This is a genomic window from Roseibium hamelinense (assembly GCF_007830545.1).
GTDB classification, from domain to species: domain Bacteria; phylum Pseudomonadota; class Alphaproteobacteria; order Rhizobiales; family Stappiaceae; genus Roseibium; species Roseibium hamelinense.
Map to the genome: position 1 here is coordinate 19,820 of NZ_VLLF01000008.1, position 21,781 is coordinate 41,600.

Consider the following 21,781-nt stretch of genomic DNA (forward strand, 5'->3'; position numbering starts at 1 on the left):
CGGTTCAGACCGCTTGAGCAGCATCTGGAGAGTAAAATGACCGCTTCTAACGATGTAGTTATTGTGAGCGCGACCCGGACCCCGGTTGGGTCGTTTAACGGCGCCTTTGCAACCACCCCGGCCCATGAGCTTGGTGCGCATGTGATCAAGGCCGCCTTGGAGCAGGCCAAAGTTGAGGGCGCGGATGTAGATGAAGTCGTTTTCGGCCAGGTGCTGACCGCCGGCCAAGGCCAGAACCCGGCCCGTCAGGCTGCCATTGCCGCAGGCATTCCGGACAGCTCCACCGCTTGGGCTCTCAATCAGGTTTGCGGATCCGGCCTGCGCACGGTCGCCATTGCCGCACAACAAATTCAAACGGGCGATGCCACCATTATGGTTGCCGGCGGACAGGAAAACATGACCCTGTCACCACACTGTGCTCCCATGCGTGCCGGTTACAAGATGGGCGACTACAAGATGGTCGACACCATGATAAAGGACGGCTTGTGGGACGCATTCAACGGTTATCACATGGGCCAGACCGCCGAGAATGTCGCTGAAAAATGGCAAATAACTCGCGAACAACAGGATGAGTTTGCCGTCGCATCCCAAAACAAGGCTGAAGCTGCGCAAAAGGCTGGCAAGTTTAAGGACGAGATCACACCGTTCGTCGTCAAGGGCCGCAAGGGCGACACTGTTGTCGAAGATGATGAATATATCCGCCACGGTGCCACACTGGACAGCGTCGCCAAGCTTCGTCCGGCATTCAACAAAGAAGGCACTGTAACGGCTGCCAATGCATCCGGCATCAACGATGGCGCCGCAGCGCTGATTGTCATGAGTGCTGCGGAAGCTGAAAAGCGCGGTCTCAAACCACTCGCGCGGATCGCATCTTGGGCAACCGCCGGCGTTGATCCGTCGATCATGGGATCCGGCCCGATCCCGGCTTCACGCAAGGCTTTGGAAAAAGCCGGCTGGTCCGCCGAGGATTTGGATCTTGTCGAAGCCAACGAGGCCTTCGCGGCTCAGGCCTGTGCCGTGAACAAGGACATGGGCTGGAGCCCCGACATCGTGAACGTCAACGGGGGCGCGATTGCGATCGGCCACCCGATTGGCGCCTCTGGCGCGCGTATCCTGTGCACACTGCTTCACGAGATGAACCGCCGCGATGCCAAGAAGGGGCTGGCGACACTGTGCATTGGCGGTGGCATGGGCGTTGCGATGTGCTTGGAGCGCTAAGTCTCTGCAAGTTATTGATTTTTGTCATGGCAGGGTCATCAGTCGGCTGCCATGACATTTTACGGAAAAGCCGTAGGGAAGTTTAATAAAGACAAAAGACTTGTCGCTGGAATGAGGAGGAAAGCATGAGCAAGGTTGCATTGGTCACGGGGGGAACACGTGGCATCGGCGAGGCTATTTCAAAGGGCCTTAAAGACGCTGGCTACACGGTGGCAGCTACCTATGCTGGGAACACGGAAAAGGCCGAGGCGTTCAAGGCAGAAACCGGAATCCACGTTTACAAGTGGGACGTTTCGGATCCGGATGCCTGCGCAGAAGGCATTGCCAAGGTCGAGGCCGACCTCGGCCCGGTTGATGTTTTGGTCAACAATGCCGGCATCACAAAAGACGGTATGTTCCACAAGATGTCCTGGGACCAGTGGCGCGCGGTTCTTTCGACCAATCTCGATTCCATGTTCACCATGACCCGCCCGGTGATTGAAGGCATGCGTGGACGCGGAAGCGGCCGGATCATCAACATCTCCTCTATCAATGGCCAGAAAGGCCAAATGGGTCAGTCGAATTATTCTGCGGCAAAGGCGGGGGTCATCGGCTTCACGAAAGCACTCGCGCAGGAGAATGCTTTCAAGGGCATTACAGTCAACGCCGTTTGCCCCGGTTACATCAACACAGACATGGTCGCCGCTATGCCGGAAAAGGTTTTGGAGCAGATTGTTTCGGGAATCCCGGTCGGTCGTCTGGGTCATCCTGATGAAATTGCTCAGACCGTTGTCTATCTCGCCTCTGACGCTGCCGGCTTCATGACAGGCGCCGTTATGACCATCAATGGTGGCCAATATATCGCCAACGGCTAGCCGCACGGCCCAACGATCCTTCATGAAAGGCGCCTGTATTGGCGCCTTTCCCTTTTTTGTTCCTGCGCATTCCCGCTTGACCCCTTTGGTCCAGCTCACCTATGTCCCTATAACAAGATGCACCCGACCAGGAGCAAAGGAGCACTTACCGCCCATGGAATTCGAGCACGCGCCTAACGATCCAACCCGCAAGGAATTGTCGCCTCTTTTAAAGCTCGCGCTGGAGCTGGGGCCGCTTGCCGTTTTCTTTCTTTTCAATTCACGTGGGCAGCAGATCTCGGACAACTTTCCAATGCTGAAAGCCGTCGGGGAGCCGATCTTCCTCGCTACCGCGGCTTTTATGGTGGCGATTACCATCTCTCTTACAGTTTCGCTCTGGCTGACAAAACGGTTGCCGGTCATGCCCCTTGTGTCCGGCGTGGTCGTGCTTGTCTTCGGCGCTCTTACGCTTTGGCTGCATGACGAACTGTTTATCAAGCTGAAGCCCACCATCGTGAATTGTCTGTTCGGTGCGGTACTGCTCGGCGGCCTTGCGTTTGGCAAATCACTGCTGGGCTATGTGTTTGACAGCGCGTTCAAGCTGACTGATGAGGGGTGGCGTGTCCTCACGCTGCGCTGGGGTGTCTTCTTTTTCTTTCTCGCAGCACTCAATGAGTTTATCTGGCGCTCATTCTCGACCGACTTCTGGGTGAGCTTCAAGGTGTTCGGTGTCATGCCGATAACCCTTCTGTTCACGCTGACCCAGCTTCCGCTCATCCAAAAACACGCAATCACCGACGATAACAAAAACGAAAACTGAACCGTCTGCGCTAGTGTGCGTCCGGACCAACTGCAAAGTCCCGGCGCGCGCCTGATATCGTGATTGAAAAACCTGCAATCACATCAATTAGCGCGACCACCATCAAAATAAAAAACACCGATGTCGCCGCGCCGCCGATCACAAGAAACTCAACGAGATAGGCCACAAAAACCAACATTGAAAGAATATGATCGGCCAGCGCAACCGTGCCCGTGCGCGTGGCCTTGAGCACCTCGATGAATAGAACCACGAGTGCGCCAGTAACCAGGAGATCCCCGGTCACCATGGTGAAGCGGGCACCGGACACCATATCGAAACCCAGCACCGGTGTCTCGAAGATCATTGCCGGATCGGAAGCCCCGCCGGAAAACACGATGATATTATATGCGATCAGGGGCAAAAGCGTGAGCGGCAGCGAAAGAATAAACTTCATTGAGAGCTCCAGGCGGGCGCGTCAGAAGATGAAGACTGTAGTCAAACCAGAACAACATACGGTCTAGCAACGGGCGGCCAACAGATATGTGACGTGCACCACGAAAAAGGCCGGCCCTTTCAGGCCGGCCTAACTCTTTCGCTTGCCAGCGATCAAAACCCTTAGACGTCGTCTTTCGGCGTCATGATTTGACGGCCCCGATACATGCCGGTCTTCAGATCAACATGATGCGGGCGTCGCAGTTCACCCGAATCCTTGTCTTCGACATAAGTCGGCTGCTTCAGGGCGTCCGCAGAACGGCGAAAACCGCGCTTCATGCGCGAGGTTTTTCTCTTTGGAACGGCCATTTTGTTCTTCTCCGTGGTCCATAGTCGCGCGGCCCGGACCGGGATAGCCCGGGGCGTGGCATCACGCAGCGTGTTGGAATGCGCGGCGTTATACAGGCAACGCTTGAATTTTGCCAGCCCGTCACGCAAATTTTTCTTGCACCGGTGTTCGCCGGTCCGTCGATGAGCGGGTCTAACGCTTAGTTATCCAGAACACAATCGAAAATTGGACCGTTCTGTCCGCTTCGGGCAAGATTCGTCGCTGCTAGTCTCTGATGCGCGCCACTGGGGCGGGCCGGGTTGCGGCCAATCGGGTTCGGCAGTGCTGTCGCCAGCCGGGCGGCCTCAACACGGGTCAGTTCCTTTGCAGGTTTTCCGAACCAGGCCTGCGCGGCAGCCTCAGCTCCGAAAATACCTTCACCCCACTCCGCTATGTTCAGGTAGATCTCAAGAATACGTTTCTTTGTCAGGATCGCGTTGATCATAAGCGCAAGCGGCAATTCAAGCCCCTTTCGGACATAGGAACGCCCGGACCACAAAAAGAGGTTTTTTGTGGTCTGCATGGTCAAGGTACTGGCCCCGCGCGGTGTTTCGCCTTCGTACAGTAGCTCGATTTGATCTTCGAGTGCGCCCCAATCGACGCCGTTGTTAGAGCAAAAACTGCTATCCTCGGACGCGACCACCGACCGGATGAGATTGGGCGAGATGTTTTCCAGCGGAACCCATTGTCGGTCGACCCACAGCCCTTGCGCATAACGCGCCAGCATAAGAGTGGAAACAGGCGGGACAACCGAGTAGACAATCGTCAAAAACACCGGAAACAGCAGGGCAGCCGCTGTTAGCTGTAGCAGCCGCTTTTTTATGCGGTTCTTTTTCCGTGTCTTTTTGCTTGGGGTGTCAGTCGAGGCCATTAAGGCTGCGCTCATTGTCCTGAATAAAATCGCGGATGATCGGCACAGCATCCCGTTCGGTCGACAAAAACAGCTGAAACACCATGTTGGACCCGTGCAGGAAGCCCAGTTCGACCGCGCAGAGATAAAACTCCCACATCCGACAAAAAGCTTCATCATATATGTTTTCGGCAGCCTCCCGGTTCGCCTCGAAGCGGATGCGCCAGTCTCTGATGGTGTAATAATAGTGCAACCGCAAGATCTCGGCATCGCAAACCCACAGGCCAAGCCTTTCTGTGGACGCGAACACTTCCGATAAAGCCGGAACATAGCCACCGGGAAATATGTATTTCCGGATAAATGGCCCGGTCGTGCCCGGCGGGGTCATGCGTCCGATCGAATGCACCACCGCATAGCCGTCATCGCTCATCACTTCCCGAATCTTGCCGAAATAGGCGTCAAGGTGACCGATCCCGACATGCTCCATCATGCCGACGGAGATCACGCGGTCGAATTTGCCTGAATATTCTCTGTAGTCCTTCAGAACGAATTTTACCTTGTCGCTGACCCCAGCCGCATCGACCCGTTCCTGAGCAATGCGGACCTGCTCCGGAGACACATTCAAAGATGTCACTCTGGCACCAGCCTGCGCCATCCGGATCGCAAGACTGCCCCACCCGCCACCAATTTCAAGAACCTCCATGTCGGGTTTGAGGTCTAGTTTGGCGACCAAATGCGTGAGTTTTGCGTCCTGAGCCTCCTCCAGCGTGTCTTCAGGTCTGCGATAGTAGGCGCAGCTGTAGTTCAAACCCTCATCCAGAAATAGCCGATAGAGGTCGGTCGACAGGTCATAGTGATGCTGGGCCTGCCGCTTGGCCCGCTCAACGCTGTTCTGCTGCTGACGGCGCCGGAATGCTTTCCAAAATTTCCGCAACACACCTTGAACCGGATTTGCCCCCAGCGGCGCCCGATTGACCGAGAACAGATACATGAAATCGTAGATCGTGGACCCGTCTTCCATGGTCAACGACCCGTCCATATAGGCCTCTCCAGCGGCAAGTTCAGGGTTCAAAAACAACTTGCGGTGAAGCGCCTTGTCATGAATCCGGATGGTTACCGTTGGACCGTTTTCTCCAGTTCCAAACGTGTGCACCGATCCATCAACATCAATCACACGCATCCGGCCATTCCTGACGAACGACCGCAACAAGCTTGACAACAAGCGCATGAATTCCCCCGCATTCCAAAAACAAAGCGCCCAAGACCCGGTTTCACAGTTGCTCCTCGAGCAAAAAACCATTTCGTGGCTTGACGATACATAGAATTCACGACAGGGAAACCGCCAAGCGGTCAGAAAAACGTACAGATGGGTGAGGAATGGGCAGCGATTTAAAACCGCATCTAGCAAAAAGTGCAGAGCGAATTGACAGAGTTCTTGAAGAACTGCTGCAGGATGCGCCAATGGATGGCGAAGTCCGCCGCCCGGCCCAGCTGATGGAGGCGATGCGTTATGCGGTGCTCGGTGGCGGTAAGAGATTAAGGCCAATTCTTGTTGCTGAGACTGCGAACTTATTTGGCCGCAGCGACGATGGCGTGATTTATGCGGGCGCAGCCCTCGAGCTCATCCACTGCTATTCGCTGGTGCATGATGACCTTCCGGCAATGGATGACGATGATTTGCGCCGGGGTCAGCCCACCGTTCACAAGGCCTTTGACGAGGCGACGGCCATTCTGGCAGGCGATGCTCTTCTAACACTTGCCTTCGACATCATCGCCGATGCCAGGGTGCATGAGAGTGCGGACATCCGGCTGACGCTGTCCCGGGACCTTGCGCGGGCGGCCGGGATCGGCGGCATGGCGGGCGGCCAGATGCTGGATCTGGAATCTGAACACCGAGACCGCACAGAAGCGGAAATCCGCACCTTGCAGGCCATGAAAACCGGCGCGCTGTTGCGCTATGCTTGCCGGGCAGGCGCCATCCTCGCAGATGCCTCGCCTAACGATGCTGACCGACTCAAAAGGTTCGGCGAGATCATCGGGCTAGCCTTTCAACTGGCTGATGACCTGCTTGATGTCGAAGCCGATGCCGAAGCCATGGGCAAGGCGACCGGCAAGGATGCGGAAGCGGGCAAGGCGACGCTGGTCGGCCTGTTGGGCATTGAGGCAACACGAGCTGAACTCGACAAGCTTGTCGAGGAGGCCCGTACACTTTTATCACCCTTCGGCGAAAACGCCACGCCGCTGAACGAGATCGCCCGATACATCATCGAACGGAAAAACTGACCAAACATCTGTTTACTATTTGTTAGGATTTTGGGCGCGTAGTGAGTTGCATAACTCACTTGATTGCTTTTTGGTTGTATTTCCGGCGGCGGCAGATGATCTCAACGCTCTCATCGGGTTTAACACGCTCCGATCTCCTCACCCGCACAACGGCCCCACAAGCGGGACCCGGCGCGTCAAAGTATCAAGCAGGCAACGCAGCACAAGCCGCGAGCACAGACACGAGCGCGGCAGGCAATCCTTTCCTGAACATCTCGGAAGAGGTCCTTCAGAACATGAAGGGCGCGGAGGAAACCTCCAATTTCCTTCAAAAAGCAGCCGAGAAAGCCGAGGACGACGACCGCGGTATGCGGATCGAGCAGCTTCGGCAAAAAATCGAGTTTTTGAAGGAAAGGCTCAAATTCGCGACACCGGAGCGGGCAAAGGCGTTGCTTCGCGAATTGAAACAGATCGCCAAAGAATTCAAGCAGGCGGCCAAATCGCTGTCAGACGGCGGAATGAGCATGATGGCCGGTGTGGCCGGAGTTGGACCGCAAAATCCAGCAAACGCGACTGGAGCGGCTTCCGAGGCCGGGGTCGAGGCCGGGGTCGAGACCGCCACCGCCGCGTCGAACCCAGCCGTCGCAGCGACTGCAGACGGACCCGGCAACACTGCTGCAAGCAGCCCCGATCTGGCGCAAAACGCCTCAAACGCCCCACCCAAGCAGAACCTAAAGCTGCAAACGCCAAATCACCAGAAGGTGCCAGTAACGGGTCTGCACGGACGGATCAACAAGCTGGTCGCAGCGAAGCTGGCACACCCACACAGGCGAAAAACTTGCCTGCGGATGTCCAACAGGCCCTTGCGGCCTATTCGCAGACCTCTGCTGCGGGCCAGTCAGAGCAGGAAAGCGACCAACGCTACAACAGCACACAGGTGCGCCAAGGCCATGCCAAGGCTTTGCGCGAGCTGAAAAGCGAGATCGATTTCATCGCCGCCAAGATCAAAATCCTGATCGACCGTGACGACAAGGAATCCAAGGAAGAAATGAAGAAAGCCATGTCCGATCTGGACGATGGCATGCAGGCCTTGCGCGAGTTCGAGGCGGCTGCAGGCTCGGAAGGACAAAGCGGTGGCAGCGGCGAGGTTTCCAGCGTGAGCATAGGTACCGCGGAGGGCATCGACCCGGCACTATTTCCTGTCGATACAGCGGTTCCAGTTTCCACGAACACCGCAACCGTTTCCGTTCAACCGCAGCTGATCGTGTGAGTGGCTTTGTAACCGTCGGTCAGCTAGGTTTCGTACGCCCGAAATCCGGTGCGTCAGTTTCCTGACCGGCCTCGATGATCGACCGGCGGATACTCCTGGTACGGGTAAACAAATCAAACAACATGTCGCCATCGCCCCACCGAATAGCGCGCTGAAGCGCTGAGAGGTCTTCCGAAAAGCGCGCCAGCATCTCCAGGATGGCGTCTTTGTTGTTGAGGCAAACGTCTCGCCACATTGTAGGATCGGAGGCAGCGAGACGGGTAAAATCCCGAAAACCAGAAGCCGAATACTTGATGACCTGAGATTTTGTAACGGTTTCAAGATCGTCTGCCGTGCCGACGATGTTGTAAGCGATCAGGTGCGGTAAATGTGACACAATGGCAAGCACCAGATCATGGTGCCCGGCTTCCATCACATCAACATCCGACCCGCAGGCTCGCCAAAACGCACTCAGTTTCTGTACCATTGCCGGATCAGCGCCTTCAGGCGGCGTCAGAATGCACCAGCGGTCTTCAAAAAGGGTCGGGAAACCGGCATCCGGACCAGATTGTTCTGTCCCCGCAATCGGGTGACCCGGAATGAGATGCACTCCATCCGGCACATGAGGCGCGACCTGCGCAATAACCGACCCCTTGGTCGATCCGACATCGGTCAATATGGCGCCAGGTTGCAATGCCGGCGCAATCCACTTTGCAACCGCTTCATTCGCACCAACCGGCACGCAGAGAATCACGAGATCTGCACCTTCCACAGCAACCGCCGCATCCAGTGAATAATGATCCCCAAGCCTAAGCTCTTCCGCTCTTTGAAGAGTGCTCGCCGAGCGGGTTGAGATGGAAATTTCCTGCGCCAGGCCCCGTACACGCACGGCTTGGGCCAAAGATGACCCAATGAGCCCGATCCCGATGAGGGCGAGACGGTCGAATAGTGGAGACGCCATTTTTCTTTTCTAAGTTATGCTTGAAGGAACGCTTTCAGGTGATCAACCACCGTGCGATTGGCCTCTTCCGTGCCAATGGACATACGCAGCGCATTCGGCAGACCGTAATTCCCGACCAGCCGCAACACGCAGCCGCGCTCAAGTAGATAACGGTCAGCGTCAACGGCGCGCTTGCCATCTTGTTCGGGGAAATGAACCAACACAAAATTGCCGACGCTAGGCGTCACGGACAAACCCAGAGCTTCAAGCTGCTGCGTGACCCATGGCAACCATATATCGTTGTGGGCAACCGCTGCTTCAACAAATACCGTGTCCCGTACTGCTGCAATGCCAACCGCGATGGCGGGACCCGAAACGTTGAATGGCCCCCGGATGCGATTCAAAGCGTCAATGACGTGCGCAGGTCCGAATCCCCAGCCAAGCCTGAGATTAGCCAGGCCGTAAATTTTTGAAAACGTACGCGTCATGACAACATTTTCAGAGGTGGCTGCCAGCTCCATGCCGCTTTCGTAGTCGTTCCTGCGCACGTATTCTCCGTAGGCCGCATCCAGCACCAGCAACGTGCTGGCTGGCAAGCCCGCATGCAGACGGCGCACCTCTTCGAACGGTAGATAGGTTCCGGTCGGATTATTCGGGTTTGCCAAGAACACCATTTTCGTACGCGGCGTGACCCGTTCGAGAATGGCATCCACATTTGCCGTCAACTCGATTTCCGGTGCCACAACCGGTGTCGCCCCAGCAGCCCGTATTGCGATGTCATAGACCAAGAAACCGTGTTCGCAGTATATCGCCTCATCACCCGCACCAAGATAAGCATAAGCGAGCAAAGACAGGATCTCGTCAGAACCGGCTCCGCAAATGATCCGGTCGGAATTGAGACCGTAGACCTCGCCGATCGCCTGACGAAGCGCGCTCGCGCTGCCATCGGGATACAGTTCCAGCACTTTGGAAAGATCCGAATAGGCCGCGATCGCCTGTTTACTTGCGCCAAGCGGTGTCTCGTTGCTTGACAATTTATGGAGCGTTGCCCCGCCGGTCGCTTTGGATTTTCCCGGTATGTAGGGAGCAATATCCAAGACACCCGGGCGTGGCACCGGCCGGTTTTGCGTGTCCAATGCTGCTTCAGCTTGACTGCTTGTCATGTTTCAACCCTCAGAGACGATCGTCACGACCGTTTCAAATTCTTCATTCGTATCGCTTTCGATATCGATTGCGGCCGTGTACCCCCCGACCGGTCTCAAGACATCCGGCTCAGCGCCGGCATCAGCGCATGCCTTAAGAGCCTCTGTTTCATCCAAATCAGCGGACACTGCAATCAGCGCGTCAACCCCGCTCGCCGATCGATGAAAGCTCACAACCTCGATACCCTGGCCCATGAGATCGCCAGGCAACACCGAACCCCAGCGCGCATCATAGACAATGACATCCTGCTGGTCGCGTGGCACTTCGGCGCGGGAAATAACCAGCATAGGCAAATCTGCCGGCCGTGTATCGAGAACCAAGAACGGCAACCGGGCCGTCACGCGCGCGCCTGTCTCACTAAGGCCCCGCCACCACGGCAAATCTGAACGGTCGCTCAAAGCAATAAGCCCGATATCATTCTGCGATCCAGCAACCACCCCAACCACATCGGCGGCATCCGACCCTGCCTCAAGCTCAGGATTGAACCCGAAGTGGTAACGGGCAGCGTCCAACATGCCGAGAAGCTCAGCGCCACCATCCAGATGCACAGTGAAGGGAGCTTCCAAAAACGCACAAGTCGCGACGATGTCGCGCCAGAGATGTTCTACCGCTGTCAAAGGCAGGTCACCTTCATGCCGTTCGACCAACAAACGCATGCGCTCAGCATCGCGCACAGGGTCTAGGACAGGCCCTTCGTCGCCCGTTGCCCGGTGGGCGGCAATCAGGCCCTGAACAACTTGTGCCCGCTCGATCAATAACGCGTGCATTTGCGCGTCCAAATCCTTGAGGCGCTCAAGTAGGGTCTCACTTGGATGTGTTGAGGATTTCATTCCGCTCATTGGCTGTCTTTGCGATGTCAGGCGGTTCAATTCGGGCGCTAGTCATAGGCATCCGATGCGCCAAACGCAAAAGAAAACGTTGACACAAGAGCTCCAGGGCACCTACTTGCGCAGGCCCGACCCCTTTAAAAGGCCTTGTTTTGATGCGTATTACGTGCTGTGACCAGCCGTAAAACTGAGGACAAAAAACGTCGAACATGCTTGGCGACACCGCTTCCCAGTCAATTCTCGAAGTTTCTTTGCGAGAGGTTGAGACCCCCAGCAGTAAGTTGACCCGGTTTGGGTCCGACCGGCCATTGAAGCTTGATTCAGGCGCAACACTCGGGCCGTGGCAGATCGCCTATGAGACATACGGAACACTGAATGCCGGCAAAACGAATGCGGTCCTGATCTGCCATGCGCTGACCGGCGACCAATATGTCGCCTCGACCAATCCGATAACCGGTAAACCAGGCTGGTGGAACAAAATGGTCGGGCCGGGATGTCCGATCGATACGAACCATTATTTCGTGATCTGTGCGAATGTTCTTTGCGGGTGCCTTGGGACTACTGGACCAGCGAACGTCAATTCAACAACCGGTCAGCCTTACGGGTTGACCATGCCAGTCGTAACTATTCGCGATATGGTTCGGGCACAGGCGCAATTGATCGATTATCTGGGTATCGAAACCCTGTTCATGGTCGCCGGAGGCTCCATGGGCGGTATGCAGGTGCTGCAATGGGCTGCCAGTTATCCTGAACGCGTTTTCGCCGCAGTGCCTATTGCGGCAGGTGCAAGGCATTCGTCGCAAAACATCGCCTTCCACGAGGTTGGACGTCAGGCAATTATGGCGGATCCTGACTGGAACGGCGGGAATTACATCGCGAAGGGTACGCGGCCGACCAAGGGGCTCGCGGTTGCCCGGATGGCAGCACATATCACCTATATGTCAGACGAGTCGCTCCATCAGAAATTTGGCCGTAATCTCCAGGATCGGGACAATCTGACCTTCGGGTTCGACGCAGATTTCCAGATCGAAAGCTATCTGCGCCATCAAGGCATGACATTTGTCGACCGGTTTGATGCCAATTCCTATCTCTATGTGACGCGTGCAATGGACTACTTTGACCTTGCGGCTGAATTTGGAGGTACCCTGGCAAACGCCTTCAAGCAGACTGCGACCCGGTTCTGCGTCATGTCGTTTACGTCCGATTGGCTATTTCCAACCTCGGAAAGCAAGGCGGTTGTCAAGGCGCTGAACGCCGCCGCCGCCAACGTGTCATTCGTCGAAGTTGAAACAGACCGCGGCCACGATGCATTTCTCCTCGACGTTCCAGAAATGTTTTCAACGATACGAGGGTTCGTGACCGGCGCGGCGCATGCACGCGGCATTCCAGCGCCTGGGGGAGCAGACTGAAATGAATCTGTCTCCGAAACAATACGACGCCTCCGGCGTACGCGGTGACCATCGCGTAGTCGCGTCCCTCGTGCCCGAAGGCGCGCGGGTTCTCGATATCGGATCAGAGGACGGAGCCTTGTTGCAGCTCCTTAGCCAGAACCGTAACGTCGACGGACGCGGCGTTGAATTGTCACAACAGGGCGTGAACAGCTGTGTGGCACGAGGTCTGTCGGTCATTCAAGGCGATGCCGATACAGATCTGACAGACTATCCAGACGATGCATTTGATGTGGTGATTTTGAGCCAAACGCTTCAAGCAACGCGGGATCCGAAAGGCGTCATGCAACAGCTATTGCGGATCGGAAACCAGGTCATCGTGTCCATTCCGAATTTCGCCTTCTGGCGAAACCGGGTCCAGCTGCTCTTCAAGGGGCGTATGCCTGTCACGAAATATCTCCCCTACGAATGGTACGACACGCCCAACATTCACTTCTGCTCCCTCAAGGATTTCGTCACCCTATGTGACGAACTGGACGCGAAGGTGGAAAAGGCGGTTGCCTTAAGCGGCCAGGGCGCGCATATCAAATTCGCAGCCCCATGGTGGTTCTGGAACATTGCCGCCGAACAAGCTGTCTTTTTGCTGAGACGGTGAATCACACAGATGTCGGGCCAGCATCTGTTCGCCGCACCGGTTTGAGACCCACTGGCGCGCCCTTCGGCACAAAAACGGGCTTGAGAACCCGCAGGGGGCTTTTGTTGCCATTGGAAGGAATGGTCCGGTACACCTTTTTCTCGGCCTCCATCAACAGCAGGCCGCCAAAGGCCGGCCAGATTCGCCGTCCGATCCGCTCCCAAGTCCATGCCGCACGCAATACGGATCTCGCCTTAGTCGGCGGCATGAACAACGCCTCGCGATCGTCAAGAATTTCGAAATGGCAGTTCCGCAACAAATCTTTCAACTGACCGCGGGAATAGGGCCGTCCATATCCAAAAGGCGACAATTCAGATTGCGACCAGAGCCCGCGGCGATTCGGAACGATGGCGAGCAATTTCCCGCCGGGCGCCAAAACCCGCCAGGCTTCTTCAAGGATGGCAGATGCGTCCGAACAATGATCAAGCGCATGCACCATCATCACCCGGTCAAATACGGCATCTGAAAACGGCAAGCTTGCATCCTGAACCAGCGCGGCCGCTGTCTCGCGCTCTTGGGGCCAAGGCACGGCGCCCTGTTGAGCGGGCATCGCGGCCATGCATTTTTCCGCCTGCCCGAGATAGGGGCGCATGAACGGGCCCGCATAGCCAATGCCGAGCAGACTTTGGCGCGTCAGATCAGGCCACATCAAGCGCACGTGCTCGCCAATCAGCCCTCGGAGCAGCTGGCCGAGCGGCAGATCATAAAATGTTCGCAGATCGGCGACGTCGAGATACATGCAGCTTCCGGTTCGATGTGCGGCGATTGAACCCTTATCAGAAGGAAATCGCAAGGTGAAAGCCCTTGTTCTGATCGGGCTTGTTTGCCACCTTAACGTGATGCGAGCCATTTCCGGAGATACCAGATAATGACCATACCAGACGCCGAAATCCGCCAATTCTCTTGTCTTTCCGACAATTTCGGCGTTCTGATCCACGACCCGGCAAGCGGGACAACGATCGCGGTGGATGTCCCAGATGCAAAACCGTATTTGGATATCTTGTCGGAAAGCAGCTGGAAACTGACGGACATATTGATCACGCATCACCACTGGGATCATGTGCAGGGTCTTGGCGAGTTGAAAAAGGCGACAAATGCGACGGTCTATGGGCCGGCACGGTCCCGTGCGAAGATCCCCGAACTGGACCAAACTGTCGAAGACTGCGACCATATCAAGGTGGGTCCGCTCGAATTTGAAGCGCTCGGAACCCCCGGCCACACACTTGATCAAATATCTTGGTATTGCCCAGCGCTCAAATTGGCGCACACCGGAGACACCCTGTTTTCGCTCGGGTGCGGCCGCGTGTTCGAAGGGGACCTTGAGATGATGTGGTCATCTTTGAAAAAGCTTAAAAACAGGCTACCTGACGATACGATTTTGTTTTGCGGCCATGAGTATACGGCAGCAAACGCCGAATTCGCTCTGACCATTGAGCCGGACAACGCCGCGCTCCAAAAGCGGGCCAAAGAAGTGACGGATCTGCGTGCCGTCAACCAACCAACCTTGCCGACAAACATGGCGGCGGAAAAGGCGACCAACCCGTTTTTGCGCGCAGACCAGGACAGCGTAAAAGCCGCCCTTGGCATGGAGCACAAGACCGATGCCGACGTGTTTGCTGAAATCCGCACGCGCAAGGATAATGCCTGAAAGCACGTATCGAATGCGAGGATTCGTCTCTTTTTTGCCACTTTGTGAAAAATAGCGGGTTTTACCCAACGTAAAAGTGACCATATGTAAGACCTCGTCATCAGATAGGGACATGACCAATGACGACGGCCAAAGCCCGCGAGTACCAATCGCGGACGGCGGAGCAACGGGCCCGGGATGTGATTCAACGGGTCTTGATGCAGGCGGAAGCCATTCCGATGCAGCAAGGCGGCGGCCACAAGCTGGACCTTGGGATCCTTCATCAGGAGGTCCTGGGCGCTCTACGCGAAACCATCGACGATCTGGCTCACTGCCAAAGCGACGGATCGTTTTAACCATGGCTCGGGGCGGTTTGCTAAAACCGGCCCGACCGTGTCATTTTTGAGAAAGCTGCCTGCGTGCCTGACCCACTCAAAGCTTCCGCCGATGACATCATCAAAGCCCTTGGCATGCAGCCGCATCCGGAGGGGGGCTACTATGCTGAAACCTTCCGCGATGACATGACCGATGCCTCTGGAAGGGCCGCGTCGACACTCATCTATTTTCTGCTGCCGGAAGGGGTTCTGTCACGCTGGCACAAGGTGGATGCGGTCGAAACCTGGCACTGGTATGCCGGAAGCTCGCTGGAGCTTTCCATCAGCGCCGATGGCCGGGACAAACAGGTTCACCGGCTCGGGCCGGACATTTTGAACGGCGAGCGCCCGCAAGGCATTGTTCCGCGTGACGGCTGGCAGCAAGCCCGATCTCTCGGCGCCTGGACCCTTGTCGGCTGCACCGTCGCGCCGGGCTTCCAGTTCGAGGGCTTTGAAATGGCCCCGGACGGCTGGGAGCCGCGAAGTTAGTCCCGCCGAACCAAGCATAATTCACTTATAAGGCAGAAGCGACCAAAGACAGAATATCTTCAACGGTCTGTTCAAGAGAACTGGTGTTATCGATACACGTTCCCAGTACCGGCAACGCATTTTCTATCTGTCGATAGCGTTCTGCGGCAACTTGTTCGGGCAACACATTCCGGCCTCGTTTCACTTCCCTCGCACGTACCGCCTCCCAGGGTGCCCATAGTGTAAAAAAATTCACGTCCGCATTAGCAGGCAACGTAGAGACCAGAAGATCAGTTTGCCGTTTATTTTGGAAAACATAGTCAAAGAGCACAAACTTCGCGCCAAGCTCAAGATACGTCGTCGCAAGGCGACCCGCTGCCTGATATGTAGACCCGTGTCCTAAAAAGGCGGACGCATTTTCGGGGGTGAAGCTCCTTACGATGTCCCCGGAGATATGAACGGAGTTGCCTAGCCGTATACTGAGCCGGTGTGTGACAGTCGACTTGCCAACGCCGGAGGGGCCGTTGATTACTAAGACCGTCCCCATCCATCCTCCCGGCGGCCAATGCACTTCCGATAGTCAAATCAACAGGCCAGGCTTTCGATCAAGCCAACCCGGCGATCGCTGAGGCAAAGTCCTTGGCAGAAAACGGTTCCAGATCCTCAACGCCTTCACCAACGCCGATGAAATGCACGGGCAGGCCGAATTTAGCGGCGATAGCGACTAAAATACCGCCCCGGGCTGTGCCGTCCAGCTTGGTCATCACGAGACCGGTAACTCCTGCCACCTTGCCAAAAATCTCCACCTGGCTCAGCGCGTTCTGGCCTGTTGTCGCGTCCAGCGTCAAGAGACAGGTGTGCGGCGCATCCGGGTCGTGCTTTTTGATCACCCGGATAACTTTTTTGAGTTCATCCATCAGTTCGGCTTTGTTCTGCAGACGGCCGGCGGTGTCGATCAACAGCACATCCACGCCCTTGTCAGTGGCTTCCTTCATGGCATCGAACGCAAGGCCCGCCGCATCGGCACCCGTATCGCGGGCGATCACGTCAGCACCCGTGCGTTGGCCCCAAATTTTCAGCTGCTCAACGGCTGCTGCGCGGAAGGTGTCGCCGGCCGCCAACATGACCGTCTTGCCCTCGTTCGCAAGCTTTTGGGACAGTTTGCCAATGGTTGTCGTCTTTCCGGTGCCGTTGACGCCCACCATCAGGACGACATGCGGCTTTTTGCCAGTGTCGAGGTCCAGCGGCGCAGCGACGGGGTCGAGAACCTTCTCAACCTCTTCGGACAAGATGGCCCGCACTTCCTCGGGCGAGATTTCCTTGTTGTAGCGTCCGTCGGATAGACGGTCCGTGATCGCCATTGCCGTATCGACACCCAGATCGGCCTGGATCAGAATATCCTCCAGTTCTTCCAGCATGCCCGCATCGAGCTTGCGCTTGGTGAAGATCGAAGAAATACCGTCGGTCAGCGCAGAGGACGAGCGGGACAGTCCCCGTTTGAGTTTTTGGAACCAGGACAGCTTCGGTTCGTCGGAAGCCGGTTCAACCGCAACCGGCTCAGGCGGCGCCGGCGCAGTCGCCGGCTCAGTTGCAGACGATTCCGGATCCGGATGCTCCACCACTTTTTCAGCTTCGTCGCCGACGTCGGTCGAAATCTGTTCTGCCGAATAATCCGGCGGCGGTGGCAGATCGGGTCCGAGACCAGCATCGATCGGCGGCTGCGGCGGCAACTCGCTTGCAACCGGCTCCACAACCATTTCGGTTTCCGCCGTCAACTGCGCGTCAGCTGCGTCGGCTAAGCGGCCGTCTTGGGAGTCAGGCGTTTCGGCGTGTTCTGAGGAATGAGGCTCCTCGGATGCGCTCTCTTTCCCGCCGAAGAGACGTCCGAAAAAACCGCGCTTTTTATCGGTCATATGCCTGCCTTGAAACTGCTTTTTCGGCCGCTCAGGCGGCCTTGGAGAGGATATCGCCCATCAGATGCCGACCTGTATGACCGGTAATCCGCGTTTCGACAATATCCCCGGCAACGCCGCCTGTAATTTCGGTCAGCGTGAATTGCTCCGTCCGGCCAAGGCCTTGCTTTTCAACCAGAACCGGCCGCAGTTTGCCGACTTCACCTGCAAGATGCTTGGCAAGTGCCTCTTCGCCCTTGGCACGCAAGCGTGCGCCGCGTTCCTTGATGAGGGCCCGGTCGAGCTGCGGCATGCGTGCCGCCGGCGTCCCGGGGCGCGGCGAAAACGGAAAGACATGAAGATGCGTCAAGCCGCAGTCATCGACAATCTTAAGCGAATTTTGAAACATCTCTTCGGTTTCGGTAGGGAACCCGGCAATGATATCTGCGCCGAACACAACGTCCGGACGCAGCCGCCGGACGTCCTCACAAAACTGAATTGTATCGGCCCTAAGATGCCGGCGTTTCATCCGCTTCAGAATCAGGTCGTCACCGGCCTGCAAAGACAGATGAAAATGCGGCATAAGGCGGTCGTCTTCGGCAATCACGCGCATCAAGTCCGCATCCGCCTCGATCGAGTCGATTGAAGAAAGCCGCAAACGCTTAAGTTTCGGCACCATCTTTAGGATTTTCGCCGTGAGCGTACCAAGCTTCGGCGAGCCGGGAAGATCCGCGCCGTAGGAAGTGATGTCGACGCCGGTGAGCACGATTTCGTTGTAACCATTTTCAACAAGACGTGTGATCTGGTCGACGACGACGCCCATCGGCACAGAACGGGAGTTTCCTCTGCCGTAAGGAATGATACAGAACGTACAGCGGTGATCGCAGCCGTTTTGCACTTGAACAAAAGCCCGGGCACGCCCTTCGAGACCATCGATCAGATGCCCTGCAGTCTCCTCGACACTCATGATGTCGTTGACATGGACCTTTTCAGTCTCGTCAATGCCGAAGGCAGCAACCGATTGATAGGACTTGCGCTCCAGCTTTTCGGTGTTGCCCAGAACGAGATCCACCTCATCCATGTCCGAAAACGTTGCGCTTTCGGTTTGAGCGGCACAGCCAGTGACAATGATACGCGCATTCGGGTTGTCGCGCCGCGCCTTGCGGACAGCCTGACGGGCTTGGCGCACCGCCTCATTGGTGACTGCACAGGTGTTGATCAGGATCGCATCATCAAGCCCAGCAGCTTCTGCTTCGCGCTTCATCACCTCGGATTCATAGGCATTCAGACGGCAGCCAAAAGTCACCACGTCAACTGTCATTGGGCGGCCTCCGGAGACGAATCATTGGCCGGATCACCCGCGGCTGTGCGCGCCCAATCGAGCGTTTCAAGATCGATCTCGCCCTCATATTCAATTTCGGTCGCACCTGTCATCAGAACATGATCATCGCTTTCGCGCCATTCGATGGTCAGAGGACCTCCCGGCAAATGAATAACGCTGGTCCGCCCCGCACGCTTGTCGCGGGCGGCGGCAACGGCCACCGCACAAGCTGCGGTGCCGCAAGCTCTTGTCAGTCCAGCCCCCCGTTCCCAAACCTTTACACGGATTTCGTTTCGGCCAAACACGTCAGCGAGCGAAATGTTGGCTCCTTCCGGGAAGATTGGATGGTGCTCCAGCAGCGGGCCAACTGTCGCAAGGTCGTACGCCTCAACGTCATCGACCCAAAAAATCGCGTGCGGATTGCCCATATTCACAACAGATGGCGTGTGTAGAATGGGATCGTCAATCGGGCCAATTTGAAGTTCAATCGCCCGCGTATCATGAAACTCTTCCGCTAGGGGAATCTGATTCCACAAAAGGCGCGGTTCCCCCATATCGACGGTTATGGTGCGCGGCAGTTTTGAAGAATACGCGCGCAAAAGCCCAGCATTGGTCTCAATCGTCACAGCGTCGGCACCCGCCTCTTCCATCAAGAGGCGGCCGATGCACCGGGTGGCGTTACCGCACGCATCAACCTGGCTGCCGTCGCAATTGTGAATGCGCATGAAGGCATCCACGCCAAGTGGCGATCGCTCGACTGTGATCATCTGATCAAAACCGACCCCGGTCTGACGATTTCCAAGCGCGGCAATCACGTCATCAGTAAGTCGCAAGGCATCATCGCGCGCATCCCAAACGAGGAAGTCGTTGCCAAGGCCATTCATCTTCAAGAAGGGTCTGCGTCGAGACACCATACCGGTTGTATTCGCTTTTTGAGGGTTGAAAATTGCGGCCATAACGTAGCCTTTGGCTCTATATGGCGGAAAACAGCGGAAATTGCCAGTACTGCGATGCATTCCTGCCGTGCAGGCCCGCCCGTCTGATTCAACGAATCTCGACAACGTCGCCCGCCTGAACAGTTTCCAAAATCAATCGCATGTCGCGCGGCGCGACGGCAACGCACCCTTGTGTTGGGCGATAGTCCTCTCGCGCAACATGGAAAAAAATCGCGCTGCCACACCCCTTGACCGCCGGATACATATTGCAATTCAGAACAAGGACGATGTCATACAGCCGATCTTCGCGCCACATGACCTCATGGCTTGCGGAAAACGGCAAACTGACAGGGCGATTGTATCGCGGGTGGTCTGCATCGTCGCACCAGCCGTCGATTTTCGAAAGCCGTTTCAACGGCAATCGAGTTCGAGGGCGTAGCCCACGGTCCGGCCGGTAGTATCCGTAGAGCAATTCAAACCGGCCAACCGGCGTCGCACCATCGCCCTCCCGTTTGAACCGGCTCACGCTGGCCCGGCCTAGAGCACACGGAACCGTGATCGGCCCTAACTGGAGGCAACCTTTGGCCGGACGCCACGGAAAACTCCGGACAGTCAGGATTTGTGTCACTGTCACAGTCCTCGTTACAAGGTCGCTTGTGCAACCGAATTGTCATGACGCGTCGTTGATAAACCGGCGCTAAACCCCGCGTGAAGAAGAATTGACGAACAAACGCTTGTTTGGCGAATATTTCCCTCGCACAAGGTTGTGAGGACACCCATGTGTGATTTGCACCTGTAGTGCATCGAGTTTGAAGAAGCATCTTGCGAGGATTTGGCGATATGACCGCGCGCACCATTTTGATTGTTGACGATGACAACGAGTTGCGCGAAGCGCTTGTAGAACAACTTTCCCTTTATGACGAGTTCGACACCATTCAGGCCGATAGCGCCGCAACGGGCATCAATCTGGCCAAAGATGCTCACATCGACCTACTATTGATGGATGTCGGGCTCCCCGACATTGACGGCCGCGAGGCGGTGAAACTGCTGCGCAAAAACGGCTTTAAAGCCCCAATCATTATGCTAACGGGTCATGATGGCGACAGCGACACCATTCTCGGACTGGAGGCTGGCGCGAATGACTACGTGACCAAACCTTTCAAGTTTGCTGTCCTTCTCGCTCGGATCAGGGCCCATTTGCGTCAACATGAGCAGAGCGAGGACGCGACCTTCGCGATCGGCAGATATTCGTTCCGGCCTGCTGCGAAGGTGATGCAAGATGACCGTGGCAGCAAGGTGCGCCTCACCGAAAAAGAAACCTCGATTTTAAAGTTTCTGTATCGTGCGGGCGAAAAACCAGTCACACGGGATGTGCTGCTGCATGAGGTCTGGGGTTACAATTCGGGTGTGACAACTCATACGCTCGAGACACACATCTATCGTCTGCGCCAGAAAATCGAGCGTGACCCGTCGAACGCGGAGCTGTTAGTCACAGAAGCTGGCGGCTATAAGCTTGTGCCGTAAGCCCTAATTGGCGTAAATCGTCGCATGAGCCTCGTTCAGGACATTGCGATTCTCCAGAAGGTGCCGATGTTGTCGGATTTTTCCGATGACCAGTTGCGCCTTTTGGCGTTTAGCGCCGAAGCCCTTGATTATCGAAACGGTCAAATTCTATTCGATGAGACCGAACGGGCCGACGGTGGCATGGTTATCGCCAGCGGCGATGTTAGCCTGCAGAAAAGCAAGGATGGAGATTTCGAAGAAGTCGACATGGCAGGTCCGGGCACGCTGCTGGGCGAAACAGCCATGCTGGTCGATGCGCGCCGCCCTTGCCGGGCCGTGGCTGTTGGGGGCGTGCGTGTAATCCGGATCCGGCGCGCGCTCTTCAAGCGGATGATCCAGGAATACCCGGACCTCGCACGCCGCCTGTTCGAACAGCACGCCAACCGATATCAAACGACAGTTGCGGCGCTTAAGCCGATCGGTGAGCGCATGGCGGAACTTGACAACATTTCTGCCTCCCGCGCCCTGCGCGGTTCAAACGAAGACTGAAGAAAAAGCCGGCGATTCGCCGGCTTTTC

Annotated in this window: 26 protein-coding genes; 13 read left to right on the plus strand and 13 right to left on the minus strand. The window is 56.4% G+C overall.

The window, feature by feature from the left end:
- Positions 1–36 precede the first annotated feature (36 nt).
- The 3 genes from JM93_RS15600 (at position 37) to JM93_RS15610 (ending at position 2,871) form a co-directional block, all read left to right on the plus strand.
- Entirely contained in the window at positions 37–1,218 is a 1,182-nt protein-coding gene (locus JM93_RS15600) for an acetyl-CoA C-acetyltransferase (protein ID WP_145345334.1), read from the plus strand.
- A gap of 125 nt (positions 1,219–1,343) precedes the next feature.
- The gene (gene phbB, locus JM93_RS15605; RefSeq protein WP_145345336.1) at positions 1,344–2,072 is read left to right on the plus strand and encodes an acetoacetyl-CoA reductase; all 729 of its coding nucleotides are present in this window, start codon (positions 1,344–1,346) and stop codon (positions 2,070–2,072) included.
- Positions 2,073–2,226: 154 nt separating this feature from the next.
- The gene (locus JM93_RS15610; RefSeq protein ID WP_145345338.1) at positions 2,227–2,871 is read left to right on the plus strand and encodes a septation protein A; all 645 of its coding nucleotides are present in this window, start codon (positions 2,227–2,229) and stop codon (positions 2,869–2,871) included.
- A 10-nt stretch (positions 2,872–2,881) separates the two neighbouring features.
- Here the strand turns inward: JM93_RS15610 and JM93_RS15615 are convergent, their stop codons facing one another.
- From JM93_RS15615 to JM93_RS15630, 4 genes are all read right to left on the minus strand, one after another.
- Positions 2,882–3,304: a hypothetical protein gene (locus JM93_RS15615; RefSeq protein WP_145345340.1), complete on the minus strand. Its 423-nt coding sequence runs from the start codon at positions 3,302–3,304 to the stop codon at positions 2,882–2,884.
- A 161-nt stretch (positions 3,305–3,465) separates the two neighbouring features.
- On the minus strand, positions 3,466–3,651 hold the full coding sequence (rpmF, locus tag JM93_RS15620) for a 50S ribosomal protein L32 (protein WP_145345803.1): 186 nt from the start codon (positions 3,649–3,651) through the stop codon (positions 3,466–3,468).
- Positions 3,652–3,830: 179 nt separating this feature from the next.
- Positions 3,831–4,541, minus strand: a complete 711-nt coding sequence (gene mtgA / locus JM93_RS15625; RefSeq protein WP_170230700.1) for a monofunctional biosynthetic peptidoglycan transglycosylase — start codon at positions 4,539–4,541, stop codon at positions 3,831–3,833.
- On the minus strand, positions 4,528–5,748 hold the full coding sequence (locus JM93_RS15630) for an SAM-dependent methyltransferase (protein WP_145345344.1): 1,221 nt from the start codon (positions 5,746–5,748) through the stop codon (positions 4,528–4,530). Before JM93_RS15630 ends, mtgA begins: the two co-directional genes overlap by 14 nt.
- Positions 5,749–5,897: 149 nt before the next feature.
- On the opposite strand from JM93_RS15630, the gene JM93_RS15635 reads away from it, so the two are divergent.
- The 3 genes from JM93_RS15635 to JM93_RS15645 all read left to right on the plus strand — a co-directional run bounded on the left by JM93_RS15635 (position 5,898) and on the right by JM93_RS15645 (position 8,052).
- Positions 5,898–6,803, plus strand: a complete 906-nt coding sequence (locus JM93_RS15635) for a farnesyl diphosphate synthase (RefSeq protein ID WP_145345346.1) — start codon at positions 5,898–5,900, stop codon at positions 6,801–6,803.
- 95 nt (positions 6,804–6,898) lie between these two features.
- Positions 6,899–7,756 carry an SMC-Scp complex subunit ScpB gene (locus tag JM93_RS15640; protein ID WP_145345348.1) on the plus strand — a complete coding sequence of 286 codons (858 nt, stop codon included), beginning with the start codon at positions 6,899–6,901 and terminating at the stop codon, positions 7,754–7,756.
- Positions 7,744–8,052, plus strand: a complete 309-nt coding sequence (locus JM93_RS15645) for a hypothetical protein (protein ID WP_145345350.1) — start codon at positions 7,744–7,746, stop codon at positions 8,050–8,052. Before JM93_RS15640 ends, JM93_RS15645 begins: the two co-directional genes overlap by 13 nt.
- 19 nt (positions 8,053–8,071) lie before the next feature.
- Here the strand turns inward: JM93_RS15645 and JM93_RS15650 are convergent, their stop codons facing one another.
- From JM93_RS15650 to JM93_RS15660, 3 genes are read right to left on the minus strand one after another with little or no spacing between them, the layout of a single operon-like run.
- Entirely contained in the window at positions 8,072–8,992 is a 921-nt protein-coding gene (locus JM93_RS15650; protein WP_145345352.1) for a prephenate/arogenate dehydrogenase family protein, read from the minus strand.
- Between the two features lie 14 nt (positions 8,993–9,006).
- Positions 9,007–10,134, minus strand: a complete 1,128-nt coding sequence (locus JM93_RS15655; protein ID WP_196220728.1) for a pyridoxal phosphate-dependent aminotransferase — start codon at positions 10,132–10,134, stop codon at positions 9,007–9,009.
- A gap of 3 nt (positions 10,135–10,137) precedes the next feature.
- Entirely contained in the window at positions 10,138–11,013 is an 876-nt protein-coding gene (locus tag JM93_RS15660; protein ID WP_145345354.1) for a chorismate mutase, read from the minus strand.
- A gap of 197 nt (positions 11,014–11,210) precedes the next feature.
- On the opposite strand from JM93_RS15660, the gene metX reads away from it, so the two are divergent.
- Positions 11,211–12,410: a homoserine O-acetyltransferase MetX gene (metX, locus tag JM93_RS15665; RefSeq protein WP_145345356.1), complete on the plus strand. Its 1,200-nt coding sequence runs from the start codon at positions 11,211–11,213 to the stop codon at positions 12,408–12,410.
- A 1-nt stretch (position 12,411) separates the two neighbouring features.
- Positions 12,412–13,044, plus strand: a complete 633-nt coding sequence (gene metW / locus JM93_RS15670) for a methionine biosynthesis protein MetW (RefSeq protein WP_145345358.1) — start codon at positions 12,412–12,414, stop codon at positions 13,042–13,044.
- A gap of 1 nt (position 13,045) precedes the next feature.
- Here metW and JM93_RS15675 read toward each other — a convergent pair whose 3' ends face one another.
- Positions 13,046–13,822, minus strand: a complete 777-nt coding sequence (locus tag JM93_RS15675; protein ID WP_145345360.1) for a class I SAM-dependent methyltransferase — start codon at positions 13,820–13,822, stop codon at positions 13,046–13,048.
- A gap of 129 nt (positions 13,823–13,951) precedes the next feature.
- Here JM93_RS15675 and gloB point away from each other — a divergent pair, with 129 nt between their 5' ends.
- The 3 genes from gloB (at position 13,952) to JM93_RS15690 (ending at position 15,573) form a co-directional block, all read left to right on the plus strand.
- The gene (gloB, locus tag JM93_RS15680; RefSeq protein ID WP_145345362.1) at positions 13,952–14,731 is read left to right on the plus strand and encodes a hydroxyacylglutathione hydrolase; all 780 of its coding nucleotides are present in this window, start codon (positions 13,952–13,954) and stop codon (positions 14,729–14,731) included.
- A gap of 119 nt (positions 14,732–14,850) precedes the next feature.
- Positions 14,851–15,066, plus strand: a complete 216-nt coding sequence (locus JM93_RS15685; protein ID WP_145345364.1) for a hypothetical protein — start codon at positions 14,851–14,853, stop codon at positions 15,064–15,066.
- 63 nt (positions 15,067–15,129) lie between these two features.
- Positions 15,130–15,573: a cupin domain-containing protein gene (locus JM93_RS15690; RefSeq protein ID WP_280114434.1), complete on the plus strand. Its 444-nt coding sequence runs from the start codon at positions 15,130–15,132 to the stop codon at positions 15,571–15,573.
- A gap of 25 nt (positions 15,574–15,598) precedes the next feature.
- On the opposite strand, the gene JM93_RS15695 is transcribed toward JM93_RS15690, so the two are convergent.
- The 5 genes from JM93_RS15695 to JM93_RS15715 form a co-directional block, all read right to left on the minus strand.
- Positions 15,599–16,099 carry a P-loop nucleotide/nucleoside kinase family protein gene (locus tag JM93_RS15695; protein ID WP_145345366.1) on the minus strand — a complete coding sequence of 167 codons (501 nt, stop codon included), beginning with the start codon at positions 16,097–16,099 and terminating at the stop codon, positions 15,599–15,601.
- A 58-nt stretch (positions 16,100–16,157) separates the two neighbouring features.
- Positions 16,158–17,465: a signal recognition particle-docking protein FtsY gene (gene ftsY, locus JM93_RS15700; protein WP_145345368.1), complete on the minus strand. Its 1,308-nt coding sequence runs from the start codon at positions 17,463–17,465 to the stop codon at positions 16,158–16,160.
- A 31-nt stretch (positions 17,466–17,496) separates the two neighbouring features.
- Complete coding sequence (mtaB, locus tag JM93_RS15705) at positions 17,497–18,765, minus strand: tRNA (N(6)-L-threonylcarbamoyladenosine(37)-C(2))-methylthiotransferase MtaB (RefSeq protein ID WP_145345370.1); 1,269 nt, start codon at positions 18,763–18,765, stop codon at positions 17,497–17,499.
- Positions 18,762–19,649, minus strand: coding sequence for a diaminopimelate epimerase (dapF, locus tag JM93_RS15710; protein ID WP_425280830.1), 888 nt, complete (start codon positions 19,647–19,649; stop codon positions 18,762–18,764). The genes mtaB and dapF overlap by 4 nt, the downstream gene beginning before the upstream one ends.
- Positions 19,650–19,809: 160 nt before the next feature.
- Positions 19,810–20,226 (minus strand): L,D-transpeptidase family protein, encoded by a 417-nt coding sequence (locus JM93_RS15715; protein WP_244300861.1) that lies wholly within the window; start codon positions 20,224–20,226, stop codon positions 19,810–19,812.
- A 314-nt stretch (positions 20,227–20,540) separates the two neighbouring features.
- Here JM93_RS15715 and JM93_RS15720 point away from each other — a divergent pair, with 314 nt between their 5' ends.
- Positions 20,541–21,224, plus strand: a complete 684-nt coding sequence (locus JM93_RS15720) for a response regulator transcription factor (RefSeq protein WP_145345374.1) — start codon at positions 20,541–20,543, stop codon at positions 21,222–21,224.
- A 24-nt stretch (positions 21,225–21,248) separates the two neighbouring features.
- Positions 21,249–21,752 (plus strand): Crp/Fnr family transcriptional regulator, encoded by a 504-nt coding sequence (locus JM93_RS15725; protein ID WP_145345376.1) that lies wholly within the window; start codon positions 21,249–21,251, stop codon positions 21,750–21,752.
- Positions 21,753–21,781: the final 29 nt, after the last annotated feature.